This is a genomic window from Vibrio owensii CAIM 1854 = LMG 25443 (assembly GCF_000817815.1).
Classification (GTDB): Bacteria; Pseudomonadota; Gammaproteobacteria; order Enterobacterales; family Vibrionaceae; genus Vibrio; species Vibrio owensii.
Genome location: NZ_JPRD01000046.1, coordinates 61,609 through 82,317 on the forward strand (window position 1 = coordinate 61,609; position 20,709 = coordinate 82,317).

The following is a 20,709-nucleotide window of genomic DNA, read 5'->3' on the forward strand; positions in this document are numbered from 1 at the left end:
AAGTTGTCTAGCTTCAAAAACGTAACATGTTCTTTTGGTTAGCTTCAACAAAAACACAGAGGTTAAGTGCAAGAAAGTTACACAACACTAGAAGCAGTCAAAATGTGGCTTCTAAAACAGTGGCAATCACATGATCATATTATTTCTCTTCAACAAGTCGAAAACCTACATATGGCTCTCGAATGTCTATATGTCGTGACCAGTAGGAATTAGGGACTAAGTCCTGCCCCGGTAAAAACCAACCACCGCCGACAAACAAGTAAACTGCACATTCTTGGCTTCCTTTTACTCGTTTAGGTAAACATTGGTCTACCCATTCACCTACATTTCCTAGCATATCAAAAGCGCCAAATCGATTCGGAGGAAAAGAGCCTACTGGTGCCGTTTGTTTATTACTCCAAGCAGTGCCGCAGTTACTACAGTTAGCGTTGCTGGCCTTAGGTTGTTTTCCCCAATCATAACTCTTCGACATACCTGCTCTCGCGACATACTCCCACTCAGCACGCGTAGGTAAGCGGTACTTTTTACCAAACTTGGAGTTAGCCCAATCTATATAACCCTGCACATCAGAATAACTTACATTGATAACGGGACGGGTGCCACGCCCCCATCCCATATCATCAGGGTATTGGCAGACTTCTCCCTCTACACATGGCTCTTTTATCGGACGATTTTTATATGCCCAGCTAGACTTAGGCTTTTGACAGCCTCCATCAGAAACACAAGCGTCCCATTGTTCCATCGTAACTTCAAATTTACCGATACGAAAAGAAGGGACTGTAATGGTGCGCATTATAAACTCTGGTTCACTGCAAATTTTAGTGTCATCAGGACATGTATAAAGATCAACGTTACCTTTTGGAATGTCTATCATTTCTAAAATGGAATGTTGACTCTCTGCATGCACTTTCAAAGAAATAAAAGTGATACCTACAAGCCAACAAAAAACACCAAAAATTCTTACCACATTACCCCCTCAAAAATAACTTCAAGTCGCAAGATTACGCTCAACCTTGGCAGCTCTTCATTTCGAATCAATCTTGAATAGTTTGTATGGGAAAAGCCCATGAACGAGTTTTTCACTAAGTAGAAAAGGGGCATAAATGTTTTAGCTCGTCTGCCCTATTTCCAATGACTTTCACATAAGTTCAATTAAGAAGCGACAAACTGCATCCCCATTACCCAATCCGACACCTTTACAAATTTTAGCGTATCGACGTTGTGTTTCTTGAACGCATTTACCACTCTCTCATGGACCATTATATGCGGATAGTCCGTGCATTTAGGCATAAAGACCAAGCGCTCTTTTTCTGGTATTGCAGACAATTTATCATCATCCAGATAGTACTCAGATATTGACTGCTCTTCTTCATCTGGTTCGAAGTCATCAATACTGCATTTTTCAAGGTTTAAAACATCAATCTCTTCAAAAATGTTAAACACCCAGCGTCATAGTTGATGANNTCATCAACTATGACGCTGGGGTAGATCTGAAAACTATCGTTTTCAACACTTCCCAGCGACTGTCTTATTGAATCTGAAAATACAGGATAAGCGATGCTCATATGTGCCTGCTTAATCGGTTTTTCAATTCCTCTCGCTAAATCTTCTTCACGATAGGCATTTTCAAAAAACATCGGCTCACCACCGCTTAGCTTAGTGTACTCGTAATCTCGCATAGCGGAATGTTTTTGTGGCTTGAGATACAGAGTGTTTTCATCATATGTTTTAAAAACAATGTAGTATTGATTGTTATATTGGCTCATAAGTATTCATCTTGTTACACTATTGGATGCGTTCTCTATCAAACCCGTGATGAGTGCAGAAGAATTTAAGGGGAAATAAAAACATCCCCCTTTATCACTAATATGCTTTAATTTCTCATATTATCTGATTATATGTAGTTGCCAATCTTATAAAAAGAGCGCGTTATTTATACTTATCACCTAACTTATAATCACTCAATTTAAAGAATTTAAACTCAGAGTCTTTGACGTACTTGTTGATTTTATTAACTATGCTTTCATGAATTAACAACCCGCCTCCTGCAACTTTATGAGGGCGTATGATTAGACGATTTTCTTGTGGGATCGCATCTAACACTTCATTCTTGAACTTATACGTTATGACCTCATGCCTACTGTCGTCAGGGGAGTAGTCGAGTATCTCACTACGTTCGAAATCAATACAGTCAAGGTTTTCATACGCATTAAAGAAGAAAAAATCTTCATGCCACTCTTCATAATCACCAATCAAAACTGCAGGGAACAATTGGAAGCCATTTATATTGAGCGGCAGTAATTTATCTGCAATCTCCTTAGATACTACAGGAAAAAAACTGTGGAGATTAAAGTCACTTACAATGAAAGGCATATCACCTTTTTCTGCATTAGTAAAGAATATAGGGCCATCACCAAAATCTAGTTTAGTGAAGCTGTAACGGCGACGTCCTGTATCCAATGATGCTTTTAAATGAATATAAGTGTCTCTAAATGGGACTTCAAATACCCTGTAGTATTGTTCTTCGTAACTATTCATATTCCCCTCTTTGGTGACCAACTTGTTCCTCTATGAATCACACATATTAGGGCACTCGACATGCTTACTCATCATCTAACGTTTGGCCATTCTTGGTGTTAAATCTTAAACTGGCTCTCCAAAGACAAGTTAACGGTAATGAAACCGACGAAGAGCGGTAGAATCAGAAGGTATTACTGAATATCCTTCAACATCATAATCTGGAAATATAATGTGATAGGATTCATCATAAACATTCAAAACAATACCTTTCTTAATCTATAATAAATAACTTGTTTAGGAGTAGAGTGAAACTCTAAACAAACTCCATTCCAAAACGATATTGACTAACTTTGAAAAAGTTTACTCCTTTGATATTCTTATCGAAGAAAATATCAACAACTCGCCTATGAACAAATATATTTGTAACATCAGTATTATCCATTACAAAAATTAGCCTGTCGTTCTCAGGTATTTCATCTAGAACTTCATGAGAAAGATGAAATGATTTAATAGAAGGCAGAACATCTATTCCTTGTAAGGACTTAGCCCCTCCAGGGTATACGGCAATTGATTTATTTCGGTCCCAACAATCCAAAGGTTTAAAGACATTTAGAGCCCATACATCCTCTCTGATTCCTTTATCTTCACCTTTTACAATGGCAGGATAAAATTTAGAGCCGTATAAGCCTTCTTCTAACTTAACCTTTAACTTATCCGTAACAACAATACTGCCTATTGGGAAAAATATCTCATAATCACCATTAGCAAAGCTCAAATCAGATGTTTCGGTTGTAAAGATTAAAGGTTTTTGTCCAAAATCAAGCTCTTCTGAGTCATAGTTGCGCTTTGCTGAAGAGTCATCAGGTTCAATGTCATATTCCTCATAGTCTGGATTTGCAAACAATAAATAGTAATCTTCATTGTAATCTTTCATTTTATCTACCGACTTCTAGCTTATATGGGACTTGTTTAAAACTGCTAAACTTTGCATGATCTACATTTCGATTGCAAACTCTTGATTCACCTATACTATATTTTGCAAACAAAGCGGGACCTGAGGTTTCTCCACCACAGCCTGGCTCATTTTTCTCGAATGCTTTGTAAGCTTTTGTTAAAGGTATTTCAAAATCACTAATTTTTGATAACACAGAGTGACTATACAGGCTAATATACCTTCGCACTGTTCTCTCATTACCAGTAGCACAATTATCTTCTAACTTTTTAGTTGCATTCCTCAACATATTCGCAATGTGCTTATGGTAGGATTTAGGGTGGTCATCATCACTATCATTATTGTCTACAAAACCGGGATGATTACCTCGATGAACCTGAACCCTTAAATAACAGGCGGCATCCATTTCATTAGGCAGAGCTACTAAATTCTCTTTAACGTTAATATCATACCCATAACTAATTAACTCTTTGTCTTTTTTTGATTTGATAAAGCCCTGTTGCGACAACAAATGATGCACTTGCATTTTTATCCCATGATTAATAGGGTGATTAGGATCTTTTTTAGCCGGATCCAGTACAACTTCTCTATATCCTTTAGCCATAGTGAACTCTATATATACTCTAACTCACCCCGTTTATAACGAGGCGTTTTATGTTGGTTGGAATGACAAAGCCTACAGCTTGCGTCTCGTTTCACCGCTTTCTTCTTCGCAGTCATAGTTGTAACGGGTTTGCCTTTGAATTTCCCAAGTGGGCGTTTAACCAGTTTCTCCGCTAGTTCCTGATAATCTGAAAGTACATCAATCAAGCTTTCCACTGCCTTAATAAATGAATCGAAAGCTTTAGCCGCATTTCTTATTCCTTTGACCTTCTTAGCACCAGCCGCAAAACGCGCTACTAGTGTCGCAATACGAGCCGCTGCTCCTGTGCCTAACGTACAAATAGCCAGTACAACGGTGAGAATAAGTTCTAGGATCAAATATGTGCCCGCTTTACCGCCGTAATAGAAATAGAAGTTAGGTGGAATAGCCTCAAGCATTAAGGAAAGATAAGTCACATAAGTCAGAATCGTATCGTGGTCTTCTATGATTGCCATTGCGTTAGGAAACTGCTCGTGGCCTTTTATTTCCTTTGCCCAGTCAGGGTCGAAATCCATCAACACGGTGTCAATAAAGGTTTCGACCGCATCAACGTCACCATTCGAGATTTTCTGTGGCAGTTCCAGAATCGTCTGTCGATGCTTAGCAATACACTCTAGCTTTCTTACCACATCTTGACTTTCTGCGTACAGCTTACTCACATCTTCAATTGCTTCATCGACAGATTCAAAAACACTGTCTTGGAATGAATCAAACTCTCTTCCTAATGTTTCCAATACCCAAGTTGGATTTTTCAGTTGCCCCTTCTCGTTAAGCATTGCCTTGGTGATCGAGTTGAACTTATCGACCGAATAAATCGCCAATTTATCTACAGCAGAAGAAGATAAATCTGAGATAGTGTCCGCAGCGTCTCCCCAAAAACTAGGTGACAACATATCAACAATATCAGCGCCCCAAGCTTGAGCACCGTCAATAACACCATCACCTAAAGTCCAGTAACCCTCTTCATCCCATTGTTGTTGGAACCCTTTCATGTCCTCAATTAGTACGTTGTATGCACCATCAAGTGTTGCCTCAACGCTGTCTTGGATATTAGTTATTTGCTCTTCGATTCCAGGTTCACCAATATACTCGACTGTCACTGTGTCGGTGTTCGGTTTTAATGAGTTAAAAAGAGCGACTCCACCTTCTACTTGCGTTGTTTCGTTTGCTAATTCAATAGTCTCTACTTCAGTGCTTCTAGTCGGAATAGCACTCAGCGAAGCTCCCTCTTCATGAACAATAGAATTCGTCATTATTTTGATGTTCTGTGCATAAACAGGGGTTTGCCAACGGTCTGAGTAGATCGCTCGAATTTTTACCCACTTCTGCTCTTCTAAGTCGATTTTTAAAATTGCATTTATGACAACTTCAATATTTCCTGCCTCTGCTGAATACACGTTATCCGGTGCCTGAATGACTGAAACTTCAGAGGTATCATTCATCAAGCTTTCCGCTTTGGTTTGAAGACGCTCAAACGCGCTTGAAAGGTTATCGGACAGTTTTTTCGAGTAGGTATTTATCGTACTTACGTGCGCGTCATAGATATCTGACGAGAGATAGAGGTAGTTTAATCGGCTAGCCTCAGAGCTAAGTGATTCGAGACGCCCTTTGACTTTTGAAAGTACCGCTTCAAGCTGACTACTAAGCGCTTGCTTTGCACTTTGCCAATCGTATTCTTGTAAGAACGTTTGTGGGTTCCCTTTCCCTCTTGCTCGCATGTATGCCAGCATTCGATCTGCTGTTTCATGCTTTGGTAAACGGAACAGAACCGAAAGCAATTCACCTTCCTCTAGAACCAAGGGTAAACCAAGAGAAAGAACACGATCCATACTCTCTTCAGACATGCTTTCAATCCCTGCCACTAAGGCTTCAGCAAGAATGCTGAATGAAAAGTCTGGATGACGCTGGAGAAAATGTGTTTTGACCTCTAAATCGACAATGTCTAAAAAATAACGATCGGCAGTTAGACTTTTCCCCATTGCTCCCCATCCTTCAGAGGGAGGAGCTATACGGTAGGGGTGCCAAAATGTTTGCTGACCTTGAGATGCTCTATCGAAAAAGTCTTCATCAGTTAGCGTCATCAAATAATGTGGATTATCAATTCGCACAACTTTAGGAACAAACGCATTCGTACTTTCTTTAGCCAAAATCTTAATTTGTCCCGGTTTTAAACCAGAGACTGTGCTTTTTCCAGAGTCATCAAAGTGCCCGCTCGTTAACACACTTCCTGATGGGTCGGTAATATCAAAGTCAGCATCTTTGAGCAGAATGCCGTCAGGATACCGAGCTTTCACGTAAACCGTGTATGTCCCTTCTTCATCTTCTGTCACGCTGACAGCAGGGTTTTGAACGCCACCCAAACACATTGTGTTAGCTTTGTTCATTGTCATCTGGTCAGAGAGGCGAGCGACGCCTTTTCCTTCAATCAGGACATCGGGAGAAGCTGAAATGAATTTTGCTTCCGCCTCGATAGTACCCGAGGCGACGCCTTTTTTATCACCTGCTGCATCGCCAGTACTTTTTGCAAATGTGCTGCCTTTTAATGCAATGCTATTCCCACCGTCCGCGGTCACCGTTGTTGAACCGCCAGCTAAATCAGACGATTTAGCATTATTACCGTAAGGGATAGGTACGATGGGCTTCCCCACTTTTGTTAGACAGACATCTGGCAGTGTAGCGTTTGCTTCGCCGCCCGAACCTTTATGGACAACACTGAGTCCATTTGCACTTATTGTTACTGCCATAATATGCTCTACTCAGGATTAAGTGGATTAGTTGAGCTTTACTTTAGAGCCCTGAATCTTCTGAATTTTTTCAGCACTACTACTTACATGCTTAGCCGTTGTAGTAATACGCCCATCCGTCCCACTAAATTTAGTTTGTGCCTCGCTGGAACCAATAAGCACTTCTTCCTCTGCATGAAGTGTTATTTTCTTTGCTTTAACAACAAGCTCTTGTTCTTCCAGCAAAGACATGTAGATATCAACTAATGTTGGAATGGTGAGGTCTTCGGATAGAAAAGAGATACGGCAATCGAGTTTACTATCGATGGCCATAAAAATTTCTGACCGAGTAAAAGCACGGCCTAATGATGCCCAAATTGGTTGAGAAAATGGGTTATTCTCAAAATCTACTTTTACTCGATTCTTCTCTGGATGAACTTCCACTATCCAACCAATTCGAGAGCAGGGTTTTGAAGTGATGTTAAGGTTGTCTAGGGGTAGTTCTTGATTCATAGTCGACCTAGTACTTTTTTAGATCTAACTATTTTATCCCTGAGCGGTTTGAATAGGTAATGTGGAAATGAATAGTTACTACGATTGAAGTACGGACTTAAAAGACATTAGACCCAGACAATATAACTAAATTAGCCAGTAAATTGGTTTAATCGCGTGTGTTTTTCACTTTTCTATAGATTTATCTCGCACTCATAGTTGTGAATCAAATCACACAAGCGAGGTTGCGATTCTGGAAGTGCCCATCGAAATCGTCTAACGTAAATATGCTGAATGAATACAAATGGTGTGTACGTGAGAGGACTTATTGGTTTGATCGAACATAGCAAAATGGCTTTTGTTGTAAACCTACGACAAAAAAATAGACTATGAAGACTTATGGTACAAATATGAAGAAAGCCTGCAATTTATGCGAACATATATTGCAGGCTTTTAAAGGGTGGGACCCCAGCCACATCCCGGCACACAAGTCACCCGCTGCGGCTGCTTCCTTCCGGACCTGACCGAGTTCACGAGCTATTGTTGCGAGAGGACCAGGGCCCCATAATTCTGTTTTGAGAGCGCGTCTCAAATGATGTGAGGATTATTCAGCATCGCCTCTCGGATTGCAAGGGCTAAAGCGACGATTTTGCCCATTTCATTTCTGTTTGAACAAAACTCGGTCAATTCAGCGCTTTAAAGTCAACTCATACAAGGGTTTGGCTCAACGCTTGTGCGAGAAGCTTGCTTACTTGAGTACATGTCCTCATCCGCTAAATGCAATGCTTGCTCTAAGCTAACGCTGCGCTCGCGCTTAGTCGACACGCCGACAGAAATCGTTACCTGGTTCAACTCACCAAAATGTTCACCTTTGACATCAAGAGCGCTTAGCTCTTCAATCGCTCTGGTTAACTGCGTTTCTGTTGGATAACCCAGCAGGATGAACTCATCACCACCAATACGATAACTTCTACCTGCCCAAACGCGATGTATCTTTAGCGAAAGCAATTGCAGCACTTTATCCCCCGCTCTATGCCCATAAGTATCGTTGATTTGCTTAAACTTATTGATATCGAGGTACAAGATAGCCAAGTCTTTTGGCACACCTTGTCGATACTTCACTTGCAGCGAGCGACGATTTCTTAATCCGGTTAAGTTGTCGGTATTCGATTGGCGATACAGATACAGCGTCACACCAAGCGCAAACACCAATACAAAAATAAACACCGCTTGCGTCTGAGTTGCTAAACGCACTTCATATTCCAACGCAGTACGCCAATCCGGCCTCAAATCGTAATGGGCAACAATCTTCTCCAAGTCCAGCATGGATATCGCACGGCTAAAGTAAGGGGCGAGAATCTCACCGCGCTGACTGGTTGCTAAGCCAACCGACAGTTCTGATTCGTAAAACTCTCCGATGGCATCGTCTTGCTCGATGGGAATTAGCTCACTCAAACGTAAGAAATGATTGAGCATCGCGGTATCCATCGCAATGTAATCAATCTCTCTCGCCAATAAGGCATCCAACATCAACTGCTGCGAATCAAAACGATTGAGTTCCTTTAATGGGAGCATTTGTGTGAGCATTTGGTCGAAGAAGTCATCTTTCACCACACCAATACGCTCAGAAATCAGCTGAGAGACATGAGAATAGACGTTTGGTTTGTAACCAAGGCGCTTAACCATGACGGAGGTTGGGTAGTAATGAGGCTGAGGGAAGTGGCTAAATGTACGTCGCTCGCGGCTAATCGTTAAAGGAGCAAGCATATCGAACTCACCTTGGATAAACTGGTTATACATGGATTCCCAGCTCTCGTTTGGTTTGCTGATCACTTGGCAATTCAATGCCAAAATCTCGCAGCTCTTTAAGACGATATCCGCCGTCATTCCTTCAACAGAACCATCTTCTTTGTACACCACATATGGAAAGATCGATTCAAATTTGATGGTAAACGGCTTTTCTAAATCGATAGGAAGTTGCTTGATAGACTCACGCAATGCGGTTTGTCTCAACTCAAATTGGTACAAAGCCACCTTCTCTCGAAGTAACTTCTGCACTGCTTCGCTATGGATAAAATCAGCAAATCGCGACAGTTCTTCAAGGTGGGTTCCCTTTTGGCTAACAATCGATACTGGCTTTATTGAGATGTGGTCATTAAGCAGCTTGGCATCAAAGCCTTCAAGCAACATTGGTTTGAGTTGATTGATGGCATCGACAACGCCATCTACTTGTCTAGAACGTAACAGCGATACCGCCTCCTCATGCCCTTGGTAAGGCACCTGAATCAACTCAGGATAATATTGTTCAAGTAACGCTTCGTAGATGGTGTCTTGTGGGACACCAACGACGGTCGCATCACTCAAAATCGTATCACTTAAACCATACAGGTAGGTGTATTCAATGTTGGTGGGACGCGAGTAGCTAAACAGCTTCGCCCTTTCTGGGGTGTAGGTGATGTTGGCGGCAAAATCACTTTCACCACTGGCGACAGAATCTAAAATCGCATCAAAACTCGAGTAATTAACATACTGAATTGAGACACCAAAGTTCTCTGCCACCGCATCAAACAGGACACGAGTAACGACATCATCCGCCTCTGTCGCCACCTTATAATGAGAGACTTGTTCTGGTTCTGCTTTGAGACTCAGACTCAATAGAAAGCAAGCAAAAACCAACAGCCTTTGAACTACTTTAACCATGACTAACGTTTCTAAAAAGGCCCACTTTATATAGGGGCTAAGATTGAATTTTTATTATTAAATGCACAATAAATATGAAAGGCCGAACATATAACATCCGGCCTATTATTTCATAAACAAATCAATAGTCTGCCGCACGGGTCACTATTTACTCAGTGCAGCTACAACTATTTTATAACTCGGCTTGTTCATCACTACTACGTAAGATGTAGTCCGTCATCCAAGCCGTTCCTAACAAGCATATCCACACAACAAAAACAGGGTTAGGAACTTCGATATTGGGGCTAACGACCAAAGCAGCAAAGCCAACGGTTGGTAAGGTCCAACAAAGCAATTTCCCCCAGCGCAATGAATTTTTAATCTTAGTCAGCGCTTCCATCGACGCCAAAATACCCGTAATACTTAATGCTACAAGCACCGCATACGGCAAATCCGCTAGCCATAAAGGCAGTAATAACAACAAAGACCACCAAGCGTGCTTTTCCGATGGTTTCCAATGATTGGCAGACCACCACATCACAATCACAGATAAGGTTTGCACAGCGGTTAACCAAGCAGAGCCACCTAGCTTACCCCCCTCCTGCGTGACCATAATGCCTACTTGTAACGTGAGAACAATCAGGCCCGCAGTCAGCAACACGCCCAACGAACTCCGACGAGAGAACACCACCATGAGTAACGGGAAAAGGATCAGGATACCGACAGACAGCGCAATAGGCTGCATCGATAAAGTTACGCCATAAACGGTCATGGCACCGAGCAGAATCAGACCTGCGAGACCACCTTGTGGCAGTATCCACAATGCGGGGATCATTAAGGCGAGAACCGGAATCTCTCCTTCGCTCAAACTGATGGCACGAGCGCACACCACGGCAAGAAGAGTCGTAACAAGAAATTGAAGTGTCGAAAAAATCATAGCGCCTCCTGGCTTCCCCAACCAACTTGGTAACTCAACGGCATGTCAAACTGGGCATTAAAAGTCGTTGAGCGGGTCTATTTATAAACTAAGCATAAGCCTGTTTTTGTATTTCCAACTTACTCTGGTAATCAATTGCAGCTCAAAAAAGGAACACAGAAAAAGTGGTAGGTACGGACGAGCGGCAAATGATGTTAAGGAGCAAGAACTGATAGCGAAGTACAAGTCTTGTGTATTACCATTCCTTGGTAAACAACAGTGGACACTTTCAGTATGGACCAATTTTTGATGCAAATCTTTGCTGTAATTCACCAAATTCCCACAGGGCGGGTTTCTACGTATGGTGAAATTGCAAAAATGGCGGGCTACCCTGGCTACGCAAGGCACGTAGGTAAAGCGCTAGGTAATCTGCCGGAGGGCAGTAAACTGCCATGGTTTCGAGTCATTAACAGTCAAGGCAAGATTTCATTAAAAGGTCGAGACTTAGAAAGACAAAAGCAAAAGCTGGAAGCTGAAGGGATTGAAGTGTCTGAGATCGGAAAAGTCTCACTCAGAAAATACAAATGGCAGCCTTAAGCTGCCATTTTTAATTGGTTTACATTGCCAATAGCAATTAACGCGTGCCAACTAGACGAATGTTTGCTTCGTGTGTTTGCTCTGCGTCCGTAATCACTGGGATGCTAGTATCATTGATAAAACGCAACTTACCATCTACTTCGATACGAGCACGCAGGCTGTAACGATGGTTAGGTTTAATATCGTTGCTGTTGTAGCTTAGTTCAAATGCCAAAGGTACTTGCTTGCCTTCAGTTTCGAATGTTTGTTTAGCAAGAACTTTAGCTGGAGCATCCGCCAGAGAAACGTCTTCAAGTGCAACCGTTACTACTGCGTGTGGAGGCAGTGCGATACGCTCACGGTAAGCCACTGTACCTGTAATTGTCTTCATAGACGCCTCAGCCGATTCCATTTCTGTGTTTTGAGAAGTTTGGCAACCCACTAGTGCAGCACCGAATAGTAAAGAAGTAACAAGTAGTAGTGTTTTTTTCATAGTTTCCTCAACGGGTGTATCATTTCGCGCTAAGTATAGAGGGAGATTATTAAACTGTCTGCTGTACGTTTAGTGATTTGACAATAGTTTGACTAAGTTAGAAATTACCAAACAGTTGATTTTGTTTCATAATTGAAGCAGCAATAAAAATAAGGTGAGGAGACATCATGAGTAAACCATTAAGAGAATTGCTCAGCCTACTACAACTCGAAAAACTAGAAGAAGGCTTGTTCCGCGGACAAAGCGAGAACCTAGGTTTACCTCAAGTTTATGGTGGTCAGGTTATTGGACAAGCGCTATCTGCCGCGCGATACACGGTAGAAGATGCACGCACTGTTCATTCATTCCACAGTTACTTCCTATACCCTGGCGATCCTGAAAAGCCGATCATTTACGATGTAGAGAACCTGCGTGATGGCCGTAGCTTTAGTACTCGCCGCGTGAAGGCTATTCAGAACGGTCGTCCGATTTTCTACCTGACCGCTTCTTATCATGGTGACGCTCCGGGGTTTGATCACCAAAACACCATGCCAGACATTCCTGGGCCAGAGAATTTCCCTTCTGAGACGGAACTAGCAAGCCACATTGCAGAATTCTTGCCGGAGAGACTACGCAAAACGTTCTGCGGCGAAAAGCCGATTGAAACGCGTCCGGTGAATATCGTCAACCCACTGAAGCCAAAGAAAACCGAAGCGAAACAATATTTGTGGATTCGTGCCAACGGTGAAATGCCAGACAATCAGCTGATTCACCAATACCTGCTCGCTTATGCGTCGGACTGGGGCTTTCTGATCACCGCATTACACCCACACGAAGTGTCTTTGATGACACCAAACTTCCAAGTGGCAACCATCGACCACTCTATCTGGTTCCACCGTCCATTTAAGATGGATGAATGGTTGCTGTATGCCATCGAAAGCCCAACAGCAAGCAATACGCGTGGTTTGGTTCGTGGTGAGATCTACAACCAGCAAGGCCACCTTGTTGCTACCGCAGTTCAAGAAGGCGTGATGCGCTTTACCAAATAAACCATCGCGATGTTCAATCAAAAAAAGGAGTGCCGACGCACTCCTTTTTTGATTCGGGTTAGGCACCGTAAATAGGCAACTCAGTTGTATACTTGATTGGCTCCATCGCAAAGGTCGAAGTAACATTGGATAGCCCTCTTACACTATTTACCAATCGCTTGTAGAACTCATCAAAGCACTTCATGTCTTTGACCACAACCTTCATCATGTAGTCGTACTCCCCCGCCATGCGATAGAACTCCATCACTTCAGGAAAATCACTTACCGTGGTCACAAAGTGGTGATACCAACCTTCTGAATGGTCACTGGTTTTAAGTTGCACAAACGCAATAAACGACAAGTCGAGCTTTTCTGCGCTCAACAACGCCACGCGCTTTTCGATATAGCCTTCATCTTCCAGCTTTTTTAAACGCTTCCAGCAAGGCGTAGTAGTCAGGTTCACTCGCTCGGCCAAGTCATTTAGAGACAAGGTTCCGTCGTTTTGGAGGAAAGAAAGTAACTGCCTGTCAATTTTATCTAAGCTCATTCCTAGCATTTTCCTAATTTAGAGAAAATTTTTCTACCATTGATGAATAACAGAACAATAATAGCAAAGTTTTTCTCTAAGGTTATAGGTAGATTATCCCTATAGACAAAAACAACTACCCTACAGATTTTCGAGGAGTCACGTTATGTGTACTGACCACAACTGGATCAACAATGCTGTACGCAAAATCGAAGCAGACTTTCAACGTTCAGCAGATACTCACCTATTCAAATTAGACCTACCTTCTTTGGAAGGCATCGACATCTACCTAAAAGATGAAAGCACGCATCCAACGGGTTCATTGAAGCACCGTTTAGCACGTTCGCTTTTCCTTTACGCGATTTGTAATGGTTGGGTTGGTCCAGAAACCACGGTGATCGAAGCATCATCAGGCAGTACAGCGGTTTCTGAAGCGTACTTCGCGCGTCTACTTGGCTTACCGTTTATCGCAGTAATGCCAAAAACCACAGCACGCAAGAAAATTGAACAAATCGAATTCTACGGTGGTAAAGCGCACCTTGTTGACCGTTCAGACCAAATTTACGATGAGTCTCGTCGCCTAGCGAAAGAGCTAAACGGTCACTACATGGATCAATTTACTTACGCTGAGCGCGCAACCGACTGGCGTGGTAACAACAACATTGCGAACTCTATCTTTAGCCAAATGGAGCTAGAAGATCACCCGATCCCAAGTTGGGTTGTGATGAGCCCAGGTACTGGCGGTACATCTGCAACGATTGGTCGCTTTATCCGTTACCAAAAATACGACACAAAACTGTGTGTGGTTGATCCTGACAACTCAGTATTTTACGACTACTTCCAATCTGGCAATGCAGATATCAAGGGCGAAAACGGCAGCAAGATCGAAGGCATCGGCCGCCCACGTGTTGAGCCAAGCTTCATCGCTGGTGTCGTAGACGAAATGCGCAAGATCCCGGATGCAGCAAGTGTTGCAACAGCGCATTGGTTGTCTGGTTTGATCGGTCGTAAAGTTGGCGCATCGACAGGTACTAACCTATACGGCGTACTTCAGCTTGCGTGTGAAATGAAGCAACGTGGTGAGACTGGTTCTATCGTGACACTGCTTTGTGATTCAGGTGAACGTTACCTAGATACTTACTACAACACTGAGTGGGTAAAAGAAAACATCGGTGACATTCAACCTTACCTAGCACAGCTAGAAATCATCCAAGCAAAAGGTTGTGTTGAGCCAGCATGTTGCGGCCCAATCACCGAGTAAGATAGAGACTTTATTAAAAAACAGCCTGCTCAATCAGCGGGCTGTTTTTTTATCTGCTTAATACAGGAGAGTTACTTTTTCTGACGCGCTTCAAATGCTGCCAGCTGTTCAGGCGTCGCTTTTGGTTGGTGGTTTTGTTTCCACTCATCGTAAGTCATGCCGTAAACACGCTCACGAGCATCATCGATGTCGATATCCACACCAAGGTCTTCCGCTTCTGCCCTGTACCATTTGCTGAAACAGTTACGACAGAAGCCAGCAAGGATCATTAGATCGATGTTTTGCACGTCTTTGTTTGCATCCAAATGCGCCAATAGACGGCGAAACGTCGCTGCGTCCAGTTTGTCTTGCTCTTCTTGGGTTAGATTTTTGTATTTGAATTCAGCCACTTTACTTTCCTTTTATTTATCTCGCAGCTCATAGCATAGAAATGAGTGAGCCTGATGAGTCTAAAATTTGCGCCATTACAACAAATTTCCCTCTAAAACCACGCACTCACCCAAAAGACTGATATGATAACTGCCAGTTATCTTATTGATTAAATTAATACTAATTCTAAAAACGGTCTTTCACAAAGGTTATCGCCAAGTTATGAAAAACGCCATCCTATTATTATCTGCATTGACCATGAGTCTGCCAACTTTCGCCGCTCAAGAGCAAACCCACCAATCTTATTTATACCTAGGTACAGGTAACGTGGGCTTTGATACACCGAATTTTGGTTCTGATCGCGACAGTGGTTGGTCGACACCTCACATTACGGTTGGCTGGGGCTACCATGTAAACCAATACCTCGCATTTGAAGGGGTACTGCGTTATTCACAAAATGAACTTAAGAATGATGCTCTAAAAACTGACTTAGACCTTCACTATTACCAAGCAGGTATGTCTGCGGTTGTAACGAGTGATAACTTAGGTTATACGCCACTCTCACTATTTGGCCGCGTAACCGCGCTTGGCACGCAAGCTGAAATGTACGTACCGAACGAGCAAAAAGTCACAGACGATTCTGGCGCACTATTCAACATCGGCGCAGGTGTCCATTGGGATATGAGTAAAGATATCTGGCTACGTGCTGAATACATTTACAACGTCGCAGACATGGGTTTTGATGACTTCTACGACAGTTACGAAGGCGTGCAAGTGAGTTTGGGTAAACGCTTCTAATCGAACGCGTTCAAGCTGGCTTTAAACCCAGAATTGAAGACAAAGAAAAGCCGAGGTCATTGCCTCGGCTTTTATGTTTTAGAGTTCGATTAAGGGTGTGCGATACGTCCCTTAGTGTCATGGCTAAGCGCTTTATTCAGCTCAGCTTCAACATGACCAGGTGAACGCGTATTCACAGAAATTAAACGGTACATCGCTGGGATAACGAATAATGTAACTAACGTCGCGAAGCCCATACCGAAGAAGATGACCGTACCTACTGCCACGCGGCTTTCATAGCCCGCGCCTGTCGACATGATCAGCGGAATCGCACCAGCCAGCGTCGTGAATGCCGTCATCATGATTGGACGTAGACGACGTGCTGCCGCATCAGTGATCGCTTTTTCAAACTCGATACCACGGTCACGTAACTGGTTAGCAAACTCAACAATCAAGATACCGTTCTTGGTCACCATACCGATCAACATGATCATGCCGATCTGACTGTAGATGTTCATTCCTTGGCTCATAACGACTAAACCGAGGAAGCCACCAAATACACCCATAGGTACAGTGAACATCACCACCAGCGGGTTAACGAAGCTTTCGAACTGCGCTGCGAGTACTAAGTACGCCACCAAAAGAGCCAATGCGAACACGACCGCTACGCTAGCTTGGTTCTCTTTAAAGTCTTTCGACTCACCAGAGTAGCTCACTGAAATATCACCCGGTAGGCTATCAATCGCTTCTTGATCTAAGAAATCGAGTGCATCCCCTAAGGTATAACCTTCAGATAAGTTCGCCGTAATGGTGATCGACTTTTGCTTGTTATAGTGAGACAAACGAATCGATGCCGCGACTTCTTCAATCTTGGTCACTGTGTCCAAGGTCACCAACTCACCACTTGTAGTTCGCAAGTAAATTTGGCTTAGGTCTGCCGCGTTATTGAAGCTGTTCTCATCACCACGTAAGTAAACGTCATATTCTTCACCACGGTCGATGTAAGTTGTTTCACTCTTACCGCCAAGCATGATTTCCAGTGTTTCAGAGATGTCTTGTACACTCACGCCAAGTTCAGCGGCACGGCGCTTATCTACAGACACTAACAACTCAGGTGTTTTCTCGGAGTAATCGATCTCCGCACCTTCCATCATTGGTGATTCTTCGGCCTTGTTCTTAAGCATTTCTGCCCAGACCAAAAGCTCATCATAGTCCGACCCGCCAAGCACGAACTGAACTGGCTCACTCGATCCACCACGGAAGCCGGGCATGAATGGGAACACACGAACATCAGGAATACCGGCCAGTGACTTACGCACTTCATTCAACGCTTCTTGCGCGGTGACGTCACGTTCGTTCCAATCGTCCAAAATCATGATAACGAAACCCGTTTGGTCACCCGCTTGGCCACCGAAAGCTGGGGTTTGGATACTGAACGACTTCAAAAAGCCTTGGCCCAACAACGGCATTAAACGGTCTTCTACGATGTCCATGTTTGCCGACATACGGTTGTATGACGTTGCATCTGCACCACGAACAAAGGCAAAGATAACACCACGGTCTTCTTGAGGAGTTAACTGTGCAGGTACTTGATTCATCAAGCCATAGCTGCCGCCCATACACGCAACGATAACCAAAGGTGCCGCCCAGCGAACTTTCAATGCGCCGCGCAGTGCTTTGCGGTAACCCGATTCTAACTTGGCAAACAATTTATCAACCGCTCGATTAAATCGGTTTGGTTTCACATTCGCTTTTAGAATCTGACTGCCTAGAACAGGAGTCAGTGTCAGAGCAATCAGTGAGGAGAAGATCACTGACATTGCCAGCAATACGGAGAACTCGGTAAACAGCAAGCCTACCATGCCATCCATAAAGGAAATCGGTAGGAATACCATCACAAGAACAAGCGTTGTTGCAATAACCGCAAAGCCTACTTCTCGCGTACCTTTATAAGCCGCCAATAATGGTGATTCACCACGCTCAATATGGTGGAAGATGTTCTCTACCACTACGATCGCATCGTCCACAACCAGACCGATAGACAAGATCAGCGCCATCAAAGTAATCAGGTTGATAGAGAAACCAAAGTAATAAGCGGCAATGAACGAGGAAATCAGTGAAACGGGTACAGTCACAGCCGGAATCAAGGTTGCACGCGCTTGACCGATAAAGATGTACAGAACCAGAATTACCAAGCCACCCGTAATAAAGAGAGTGCTGTAAACCTCGTCAATCGAACGCTCGATAAAAACGGTAGCGTCATAATCGATCGCTAGACGAGTCCCATCAGGCAGGAACTTCTGAATCTTATCGACTTCGGAGCGAACAGCTTGTGCCACTTCTAACGGGTTTGCATCAGACTGAGGCACCACACCTAAGCTGATATTAACCACACCATCACTCTTAAAGGTCGAGTTTTCGTTTTCTGCGCCAATGAACACATCCGCTACATCTTTTAGATAGATAGGCGTGTTATCACTTGCGCGTTTCACGACAAGGTATTGGAAGTCTTCTGGCGTATTATACGTACGTGCGGTTCTCACCGACATCACGGTTGAGTCGTTACGTACTTCACCACCCGGGCTTTCTAAGTTTTCACTTCGCAGAGCGGCTGTAATGTCAGATGCTGTAACCGAGCGACCCGCCATCAGATCTGGTTTAAGCTTCACATACATTACTTTGTACAAGCCACCAGACAGATCGATAGAACTTACACCAGAGATCAGACTGAAACGGTCCATAAGAACACGTTCGGCGTAGTCTGTTAGCTGGGTTCGGTCCATTTCAGACGAGCTAAGGTTAATATAGAGGGAAGCTTCACCCGAGCCGTTGTTTTTGAATACCACAGGGTCGTCAGCTTCGTCCGGTAATGAACGCTGAGCACGAGCTACTGCATCACGAACATCACTTACACCCGTATTAAGGTCATAACCCAATTCAAAGGTGATGGTGATACGCGACATGCTGTTTCGAGTGGTGGAACTGATCTCATCAATACCACTGATACCCGAAAGTTGGTCTTCCAATACTGAAGTTATTTGGCTTTCAATGATAGTTGCAGAAGCGCCTTCGTAACGAGTGCTTATCGATACAACTGGGCTTTCGATGTCTGGCATTTCGCGCACTGCTAGTTTTGTAAACGACACAAAGCCGAATACACACAGCAGCATGCTTAATACCAACGCCGCAACGGGGCGCTTTACGGAAACGTCAGAAAGTAACATTAGTTCGCTTCCTTAGCCGCTTCGTCTTGCGTGCCCTGCTCACCACTTGCCTTAGCAGTTTTCGCTTTTCCTGGAGCAACGATCTCTTTCACTTCAACACCATCACGCATGTTTACAATGCCTTGCACGACGATCTTGTCACCGATCTCTACACCAGATTCAATCACTACTTCATTATCAACACGAGCACCCAAGAACACTTCTTGACGCTTCGCTTTGTTGTCTTCATCAATAACGTACACGAAACGCTTAGTACCTGAGTATTCCAGCGCTTGAACTGGGATAATCGGCGCTTCAATTGCAGGGAACGCCAAAGAAGCATTCATCAGCATGCCCGGCTTGAGATGGTTTTCTGGATTGTCGAATTCAATACGAATACGTAGGTTCAAAGTCTCTGCACTGATGCGAGTATCGATGCCTGTTACTTTTCCGACGAAATCAACACCGTTCCAAGCACTGGTCGTCGCGTGAACTTCCATACCGACAGACAGCATCGACAGGTAACGCTCTGGTACTTGCAGATCCAACTCCATGACAGAAAGGTCATCCAGAGTCAGTAGCTCAGAACCTGCGCTCACCATTTTTCCTCGGCTGAAATCTATAAAACCAACGGTGCCGGCAAAAGGTGCACTGATATTTAGGTCCGCTAAGTTGGCTTTTGATGCATCAAGACGTGCTTCGGCAATCTCTACGCTCGCTTTTTGTGCATCGATTTCTGTTTGAGTGATGGCATTACGTTTAACCAAACGCTGAAACTCTTTTAACTTACGTTGCTCATCTTTTAGGTAAGCTTTTGCTTCTACTAATGCCGCTTGCGCTTTATCGTCATTTAATAGAATAAGAAGTTGGTCTTGTTGAACGTTTTGGTTGGCTTTTACGGCGATCTCTTTCACCTTGCCAGCAACCTCAGAAGCAACAACAACCGATTGGGCAGCTTCAAGCTTGCCGATCAGTGACAAAGACTGGTTGATTTGATGCGTCTCTACTTGCTCAGTTACCACCGTAACTGTTGATGGACCACGTTTGGCTGCAAAAGCGGCTGGTGATGCCATTAAAATAGAAAGCGTTAAAACAGATAAAGTGGCTCTCATACTCATAATTTTGACTACTAATCAGATAAACTTATGTCATTAAACTGAATACAGTTTATCAGTTGATACGACGCCTAACGTCAAGTAGTGTAAATTCAAGTAAAAAGTCAGTTTCTCTTTTGTATAAACGACATACAAAACGCTGACTTTCTACCATCTTTGCCCAAAAAGGCAGCATTCAACGTAAAAACGTAAGAAAAACGCTTTACAGCCTGAGCGAGTTTGCTATGATGCGCTCCGCACTTGAGAGATGTGTTGGGAAACCAATCTTAAGTATAAAAACACCCTGGAGGGGTTCCCGAGTGGCCAAAGGGAGCAGACTGTAAATCTGCCGGCACTGCCTTCGATGGTTCGAATCCGTCCCCCTCCACCATATTCTTTCTTATGTTTTTCCTTTGAACATGAGAACAACTTGGAAGCTAGGTTGGGAAACTAACATCTAAGTATAAAAACACCCTGG

General features: G+C 43.4%; 18 protein-coding genes, 1 tRNA gene and 1 other RNA gene. 5 read left to right on the forward strand and 15 right to left on the reverse strand.

What is annotated here, in order from left to right; translation table 11 throughout:
* Nucleotides 1-139 precede the first annotated feature (139 nt).
* The 10 genes from H735_RS21925 to H735_RS21965 all read right to left on the reverse strand — a co-directional run bounded on the left by H735_RS21925 (nucleotide 140) and on the right by H735_RS21965 (nucleotide 10,946).
* Nucleotides 140-967 carry a formylglycine-generating enzyme family protein gene (locus H735_RS21925; protein ID WP_020195043.1) on the reverse strand — a complete coding sequence of 276 codons (828 nt, stop codon included), beginning with the start codon at nucleotides 965-967 and terminating at the stop codon, nucleotides 140-142.
* Between the two features lie 185 nt (nucleotides 968-1,152).
* Nucleotides 1,153-1,443: a hypothetical protein gene (locus tag H735_RS31730; RefSeq protein WP_020195044.1), complete on the reverse strand. Its 291-nt coding sequence runs from the start codon at nucleotides 1,441-1,443 to the stop codon at nucleotides 1,153-1,155.
* Nucleotides 1,444-1,929: 486 nt separating this feature from the next.
* Nucleotides 1,930-2,538 (reverse strand): imm11 family protein, encoded by a 609-nt coding sequence (locus H735_RS21935; RefSeq protein ID WP_020195046.1) that lies wholly within the window; start codon nucleotides 2,536-2,538, stop codon nucleotides 1,930-1,932.
* 295 nt (nucleotides 2,539-2,833) lie between these two features.
* Nucleotides 2,834-3,454 carry an imm11 family protein gene (locus H735_RS21940; protein ID WP_020195047.1) on the reverse strand — a complete coding sequence of 207 codons (621 nt, stop codon included), beginning with the start codon at nucleotides 3,452-3,454 and terminating at the stop codon, nucleotides 2,834-2,836.
* Nucleotide 3,455: 1 nt separating this feature from the next.
* Nucleotides 3,456-4,076, reverse strand: coding sequence for an AHH domain-containing protein (locus H735_RS21945; protein ID WP_020195048.1), 621 nt, complete (start codon nucleotides 4,074-4,076; stop codon nucleotides 3,456-3,458).
* Nucleotides 4,077-4,084: 8 nt separating this feature from the next.
* Entirely contained in the window at nucleotides 4,085-6,859 is a 2,775-nt protein-coding gene (locus H735_RS21950) for a DUF4150 domain-containing protein (RefSeq protein ID WP_020195049.1), read from the reverse strand.
* A 27-nt stretch (nucleotides 6,860-6,886) separates the two neighbouring features.
* A complete protein-coding gene (locus tag H735_RS21955; protein WP_020195050.1) occupies nucleotides 6,887-7,351 on the reverse strand; it encodes a hypothetical protein in 465 nt (154 codons plus the stop codon).
* 442 nt (nucleotides 7,352-7,793) lie between these two features.
* Nucleotides 7,794-7,890: signal recognition particle sRNA small type (ffs, locus tag H735_RS30410), an RNA gene on the reverse strand.
* Nucleotides 7,891-8,032: 142 nt separating this feature from the next.
* Nucleotides 8,033-10,030 (reverse strand): GGDEF domain-containing protein, encoded by a 1,998-nt coding sequence (locus tag H735_RS21960; protein WP_020195051.1) that lies wholly within the window; start codon nucleotides 10,028-10,030, stop codon nucleotides 8,033-8,035.
* 172 nt (nucleotides 10,031-10,202) lie between these two features.
* Complete coding sequence (locus H735_RS21965) at nucleotides 10,203-10,946, reverse strand: VP0952 family biofilm-associated protein (protein WP_005437538.1); 744 nt, start codon at nucleotides 10,944-10,946, stop codon at nucleotides 10,203-10,205.
* A gap of 273 nt (nucleotides 10,947-11,219) precedes the next feature.
* Here H735_RS21965 and H735_RS21970 point away from each other — a divergent pair, with 273 nt between their 5' ends.
* Nucleotides 11,220-11,522: a DNA base-flipping protein gene (locus H735_RS21970; RefSeq protein WP_005446629.1), complete on the forward strand. Its 303-nt coding sequence runs from the start codon at nucleotides 11,220-11,222 to the stop codon at nucleotides 11,520-11,522.
* Between the two features lie 37 nt (nucleotides 11,523-11,559).
* Here H735_RS21970 and H735_RS21975 read toward each other — a convergent pair whose 3' ends face one another.
* A complete protein-coding gene (locus H735_RS21975) occupies nucleotides 11,560-11,994 on the reverse strand; it encodes a YbaY family lipoprotein (protein WP_005437540.1) in 435 nt (144 codons plus the stop codon).
* Between the two features lie 167 nt (nucleotides 11,995-12,161).
* Here H735_RS21975 and tesB point away from each other — a divergent pair, with 167 nt between their 5' ends.
* The gene (gene tesB / locus H735_RS21980) at nucleotides 12,162-13,022 is read left to right on the forward strand and encodes an acyl-CoA thioesterase II (protein ID WP_005437547.1); all 861 of its coding nucleotides are present in this window, start codon (nucleotides 12,162-12,164) and stop codon (nucleotides 13,020-13,022) included.
* A 58-nt stretch (nucleotides 13,023-13,080) separates the two neighbouring features.
* On the opposite strand, the gene H735_RS21985 is transcribed toward tesB, so the two are convergent.
* On the reverse strand, nucleotides 13,081-13,548 hold the full coding sequence (locus H735_RS21985) for an Lrp/AsnC family transcriptional regulator (RefSeq protein WP_020195052.1): 468 nt from the start codon (nucleotides 13,546-13,548) through the stop codon (nucleotides 13,081-13,083).
* Nucleotides 13,549-13,693: 145 nt separating this feature from the next.
* On the opposite strand from H735_RS21985, the gene H735_RS21990 reads away from it, so the two are divergent.
* Nucleotides 13,694-14,788 (forward strand): PLP-dependent cysteine synthase family protein, encoded by a 1,095-nt coding sequence (locus H735_RS21990; protein ID WP_005437553.1) that lies wholly within the window; start codon nucleotides 13,694-13,696, stop codon nucleotides 14,786-14,788.
* A gap of 71 nt (nucleotides 14,789-14,859) precedes the next feature.
* Here H735_RS21990 and H735_RS21995 read toward each other — a convergent pair whose 3' ends face one another.
* Nucleotides 14,860-15,177, reverse strand: a complete 318-nt coding sequence (locus H735_RS21995) for a DUF1244 domain-containing protein (protein WP_020195053.1) — start codon at nucleotides 15,175-15,177, stop codon at nucleotides 14,860-14,862.
* 202 nt (nucleotides 15,178-15,379) lie between these two features.
* On the opposite strand from H735_RS21995, the gene H735_RS22000 reads away from it, so the two are divergent.
* Nucleotides 15,380-15,955, forward strand: coding sequence for a porin family protein (locus H735_RS22000; RefSeq protein WP_020195054.1), 576 nt, complete (start codon nucleotides 15,380-15,382; stop codon nucleotides 15,953-15,955).
* A gap of 89 nt (nucleotides 15,956-16,044) precedes the next feature.
* On the opposite strand, the gene vmeF is transcribed toward H735_RS22000, so the two are convergent.
* Together vmeF and H735_RS22010 are read right to left on the reverse strand one after the other, a co-directional pair.
* The gene (vmeF, locus tag H735_RS22005) at nucleotides 16,045-19,158 is read right to left on the reverse strand and encodes a multidrug efflux RND transporter permease subunit VmeF (RefSeq protein ID WP_020195055.1); all 3,114 of its coding nucleotides are present in this window, start codon (nucleotides 19,156-19,158) and stop codon (nucleotides 16,045-16,047) included.
* Complete coding sequence (locus tag H735_RS22010) at nucleotides 19,158-20,255, reverse strand: efflux RND transporter periplasmic adaptor subunit (protein ID WP_027726604.1); 1,098 nt, start codon at nucleotides 20,253-20,255, stop codon at nucleotides 19,158-19,160. The genes vmeF and H735_RS22010 overlap by 1 nt, the downstream gene beginning before the upstream one ends.
* 282 nt (nucleotides 20,256-20,537) lie before the next feature.
* Here H735_RS22010 and H735_RS22015 point away from each other — a divergent pair.
* Nucleotides 20,538-20,622 (forward strand) — tRNA-Tyr (locus tag H735_RS22015).
* The last annotated feature ends 87 nt before the right edge of the window (nucleotides 20,623-20,709 follow it).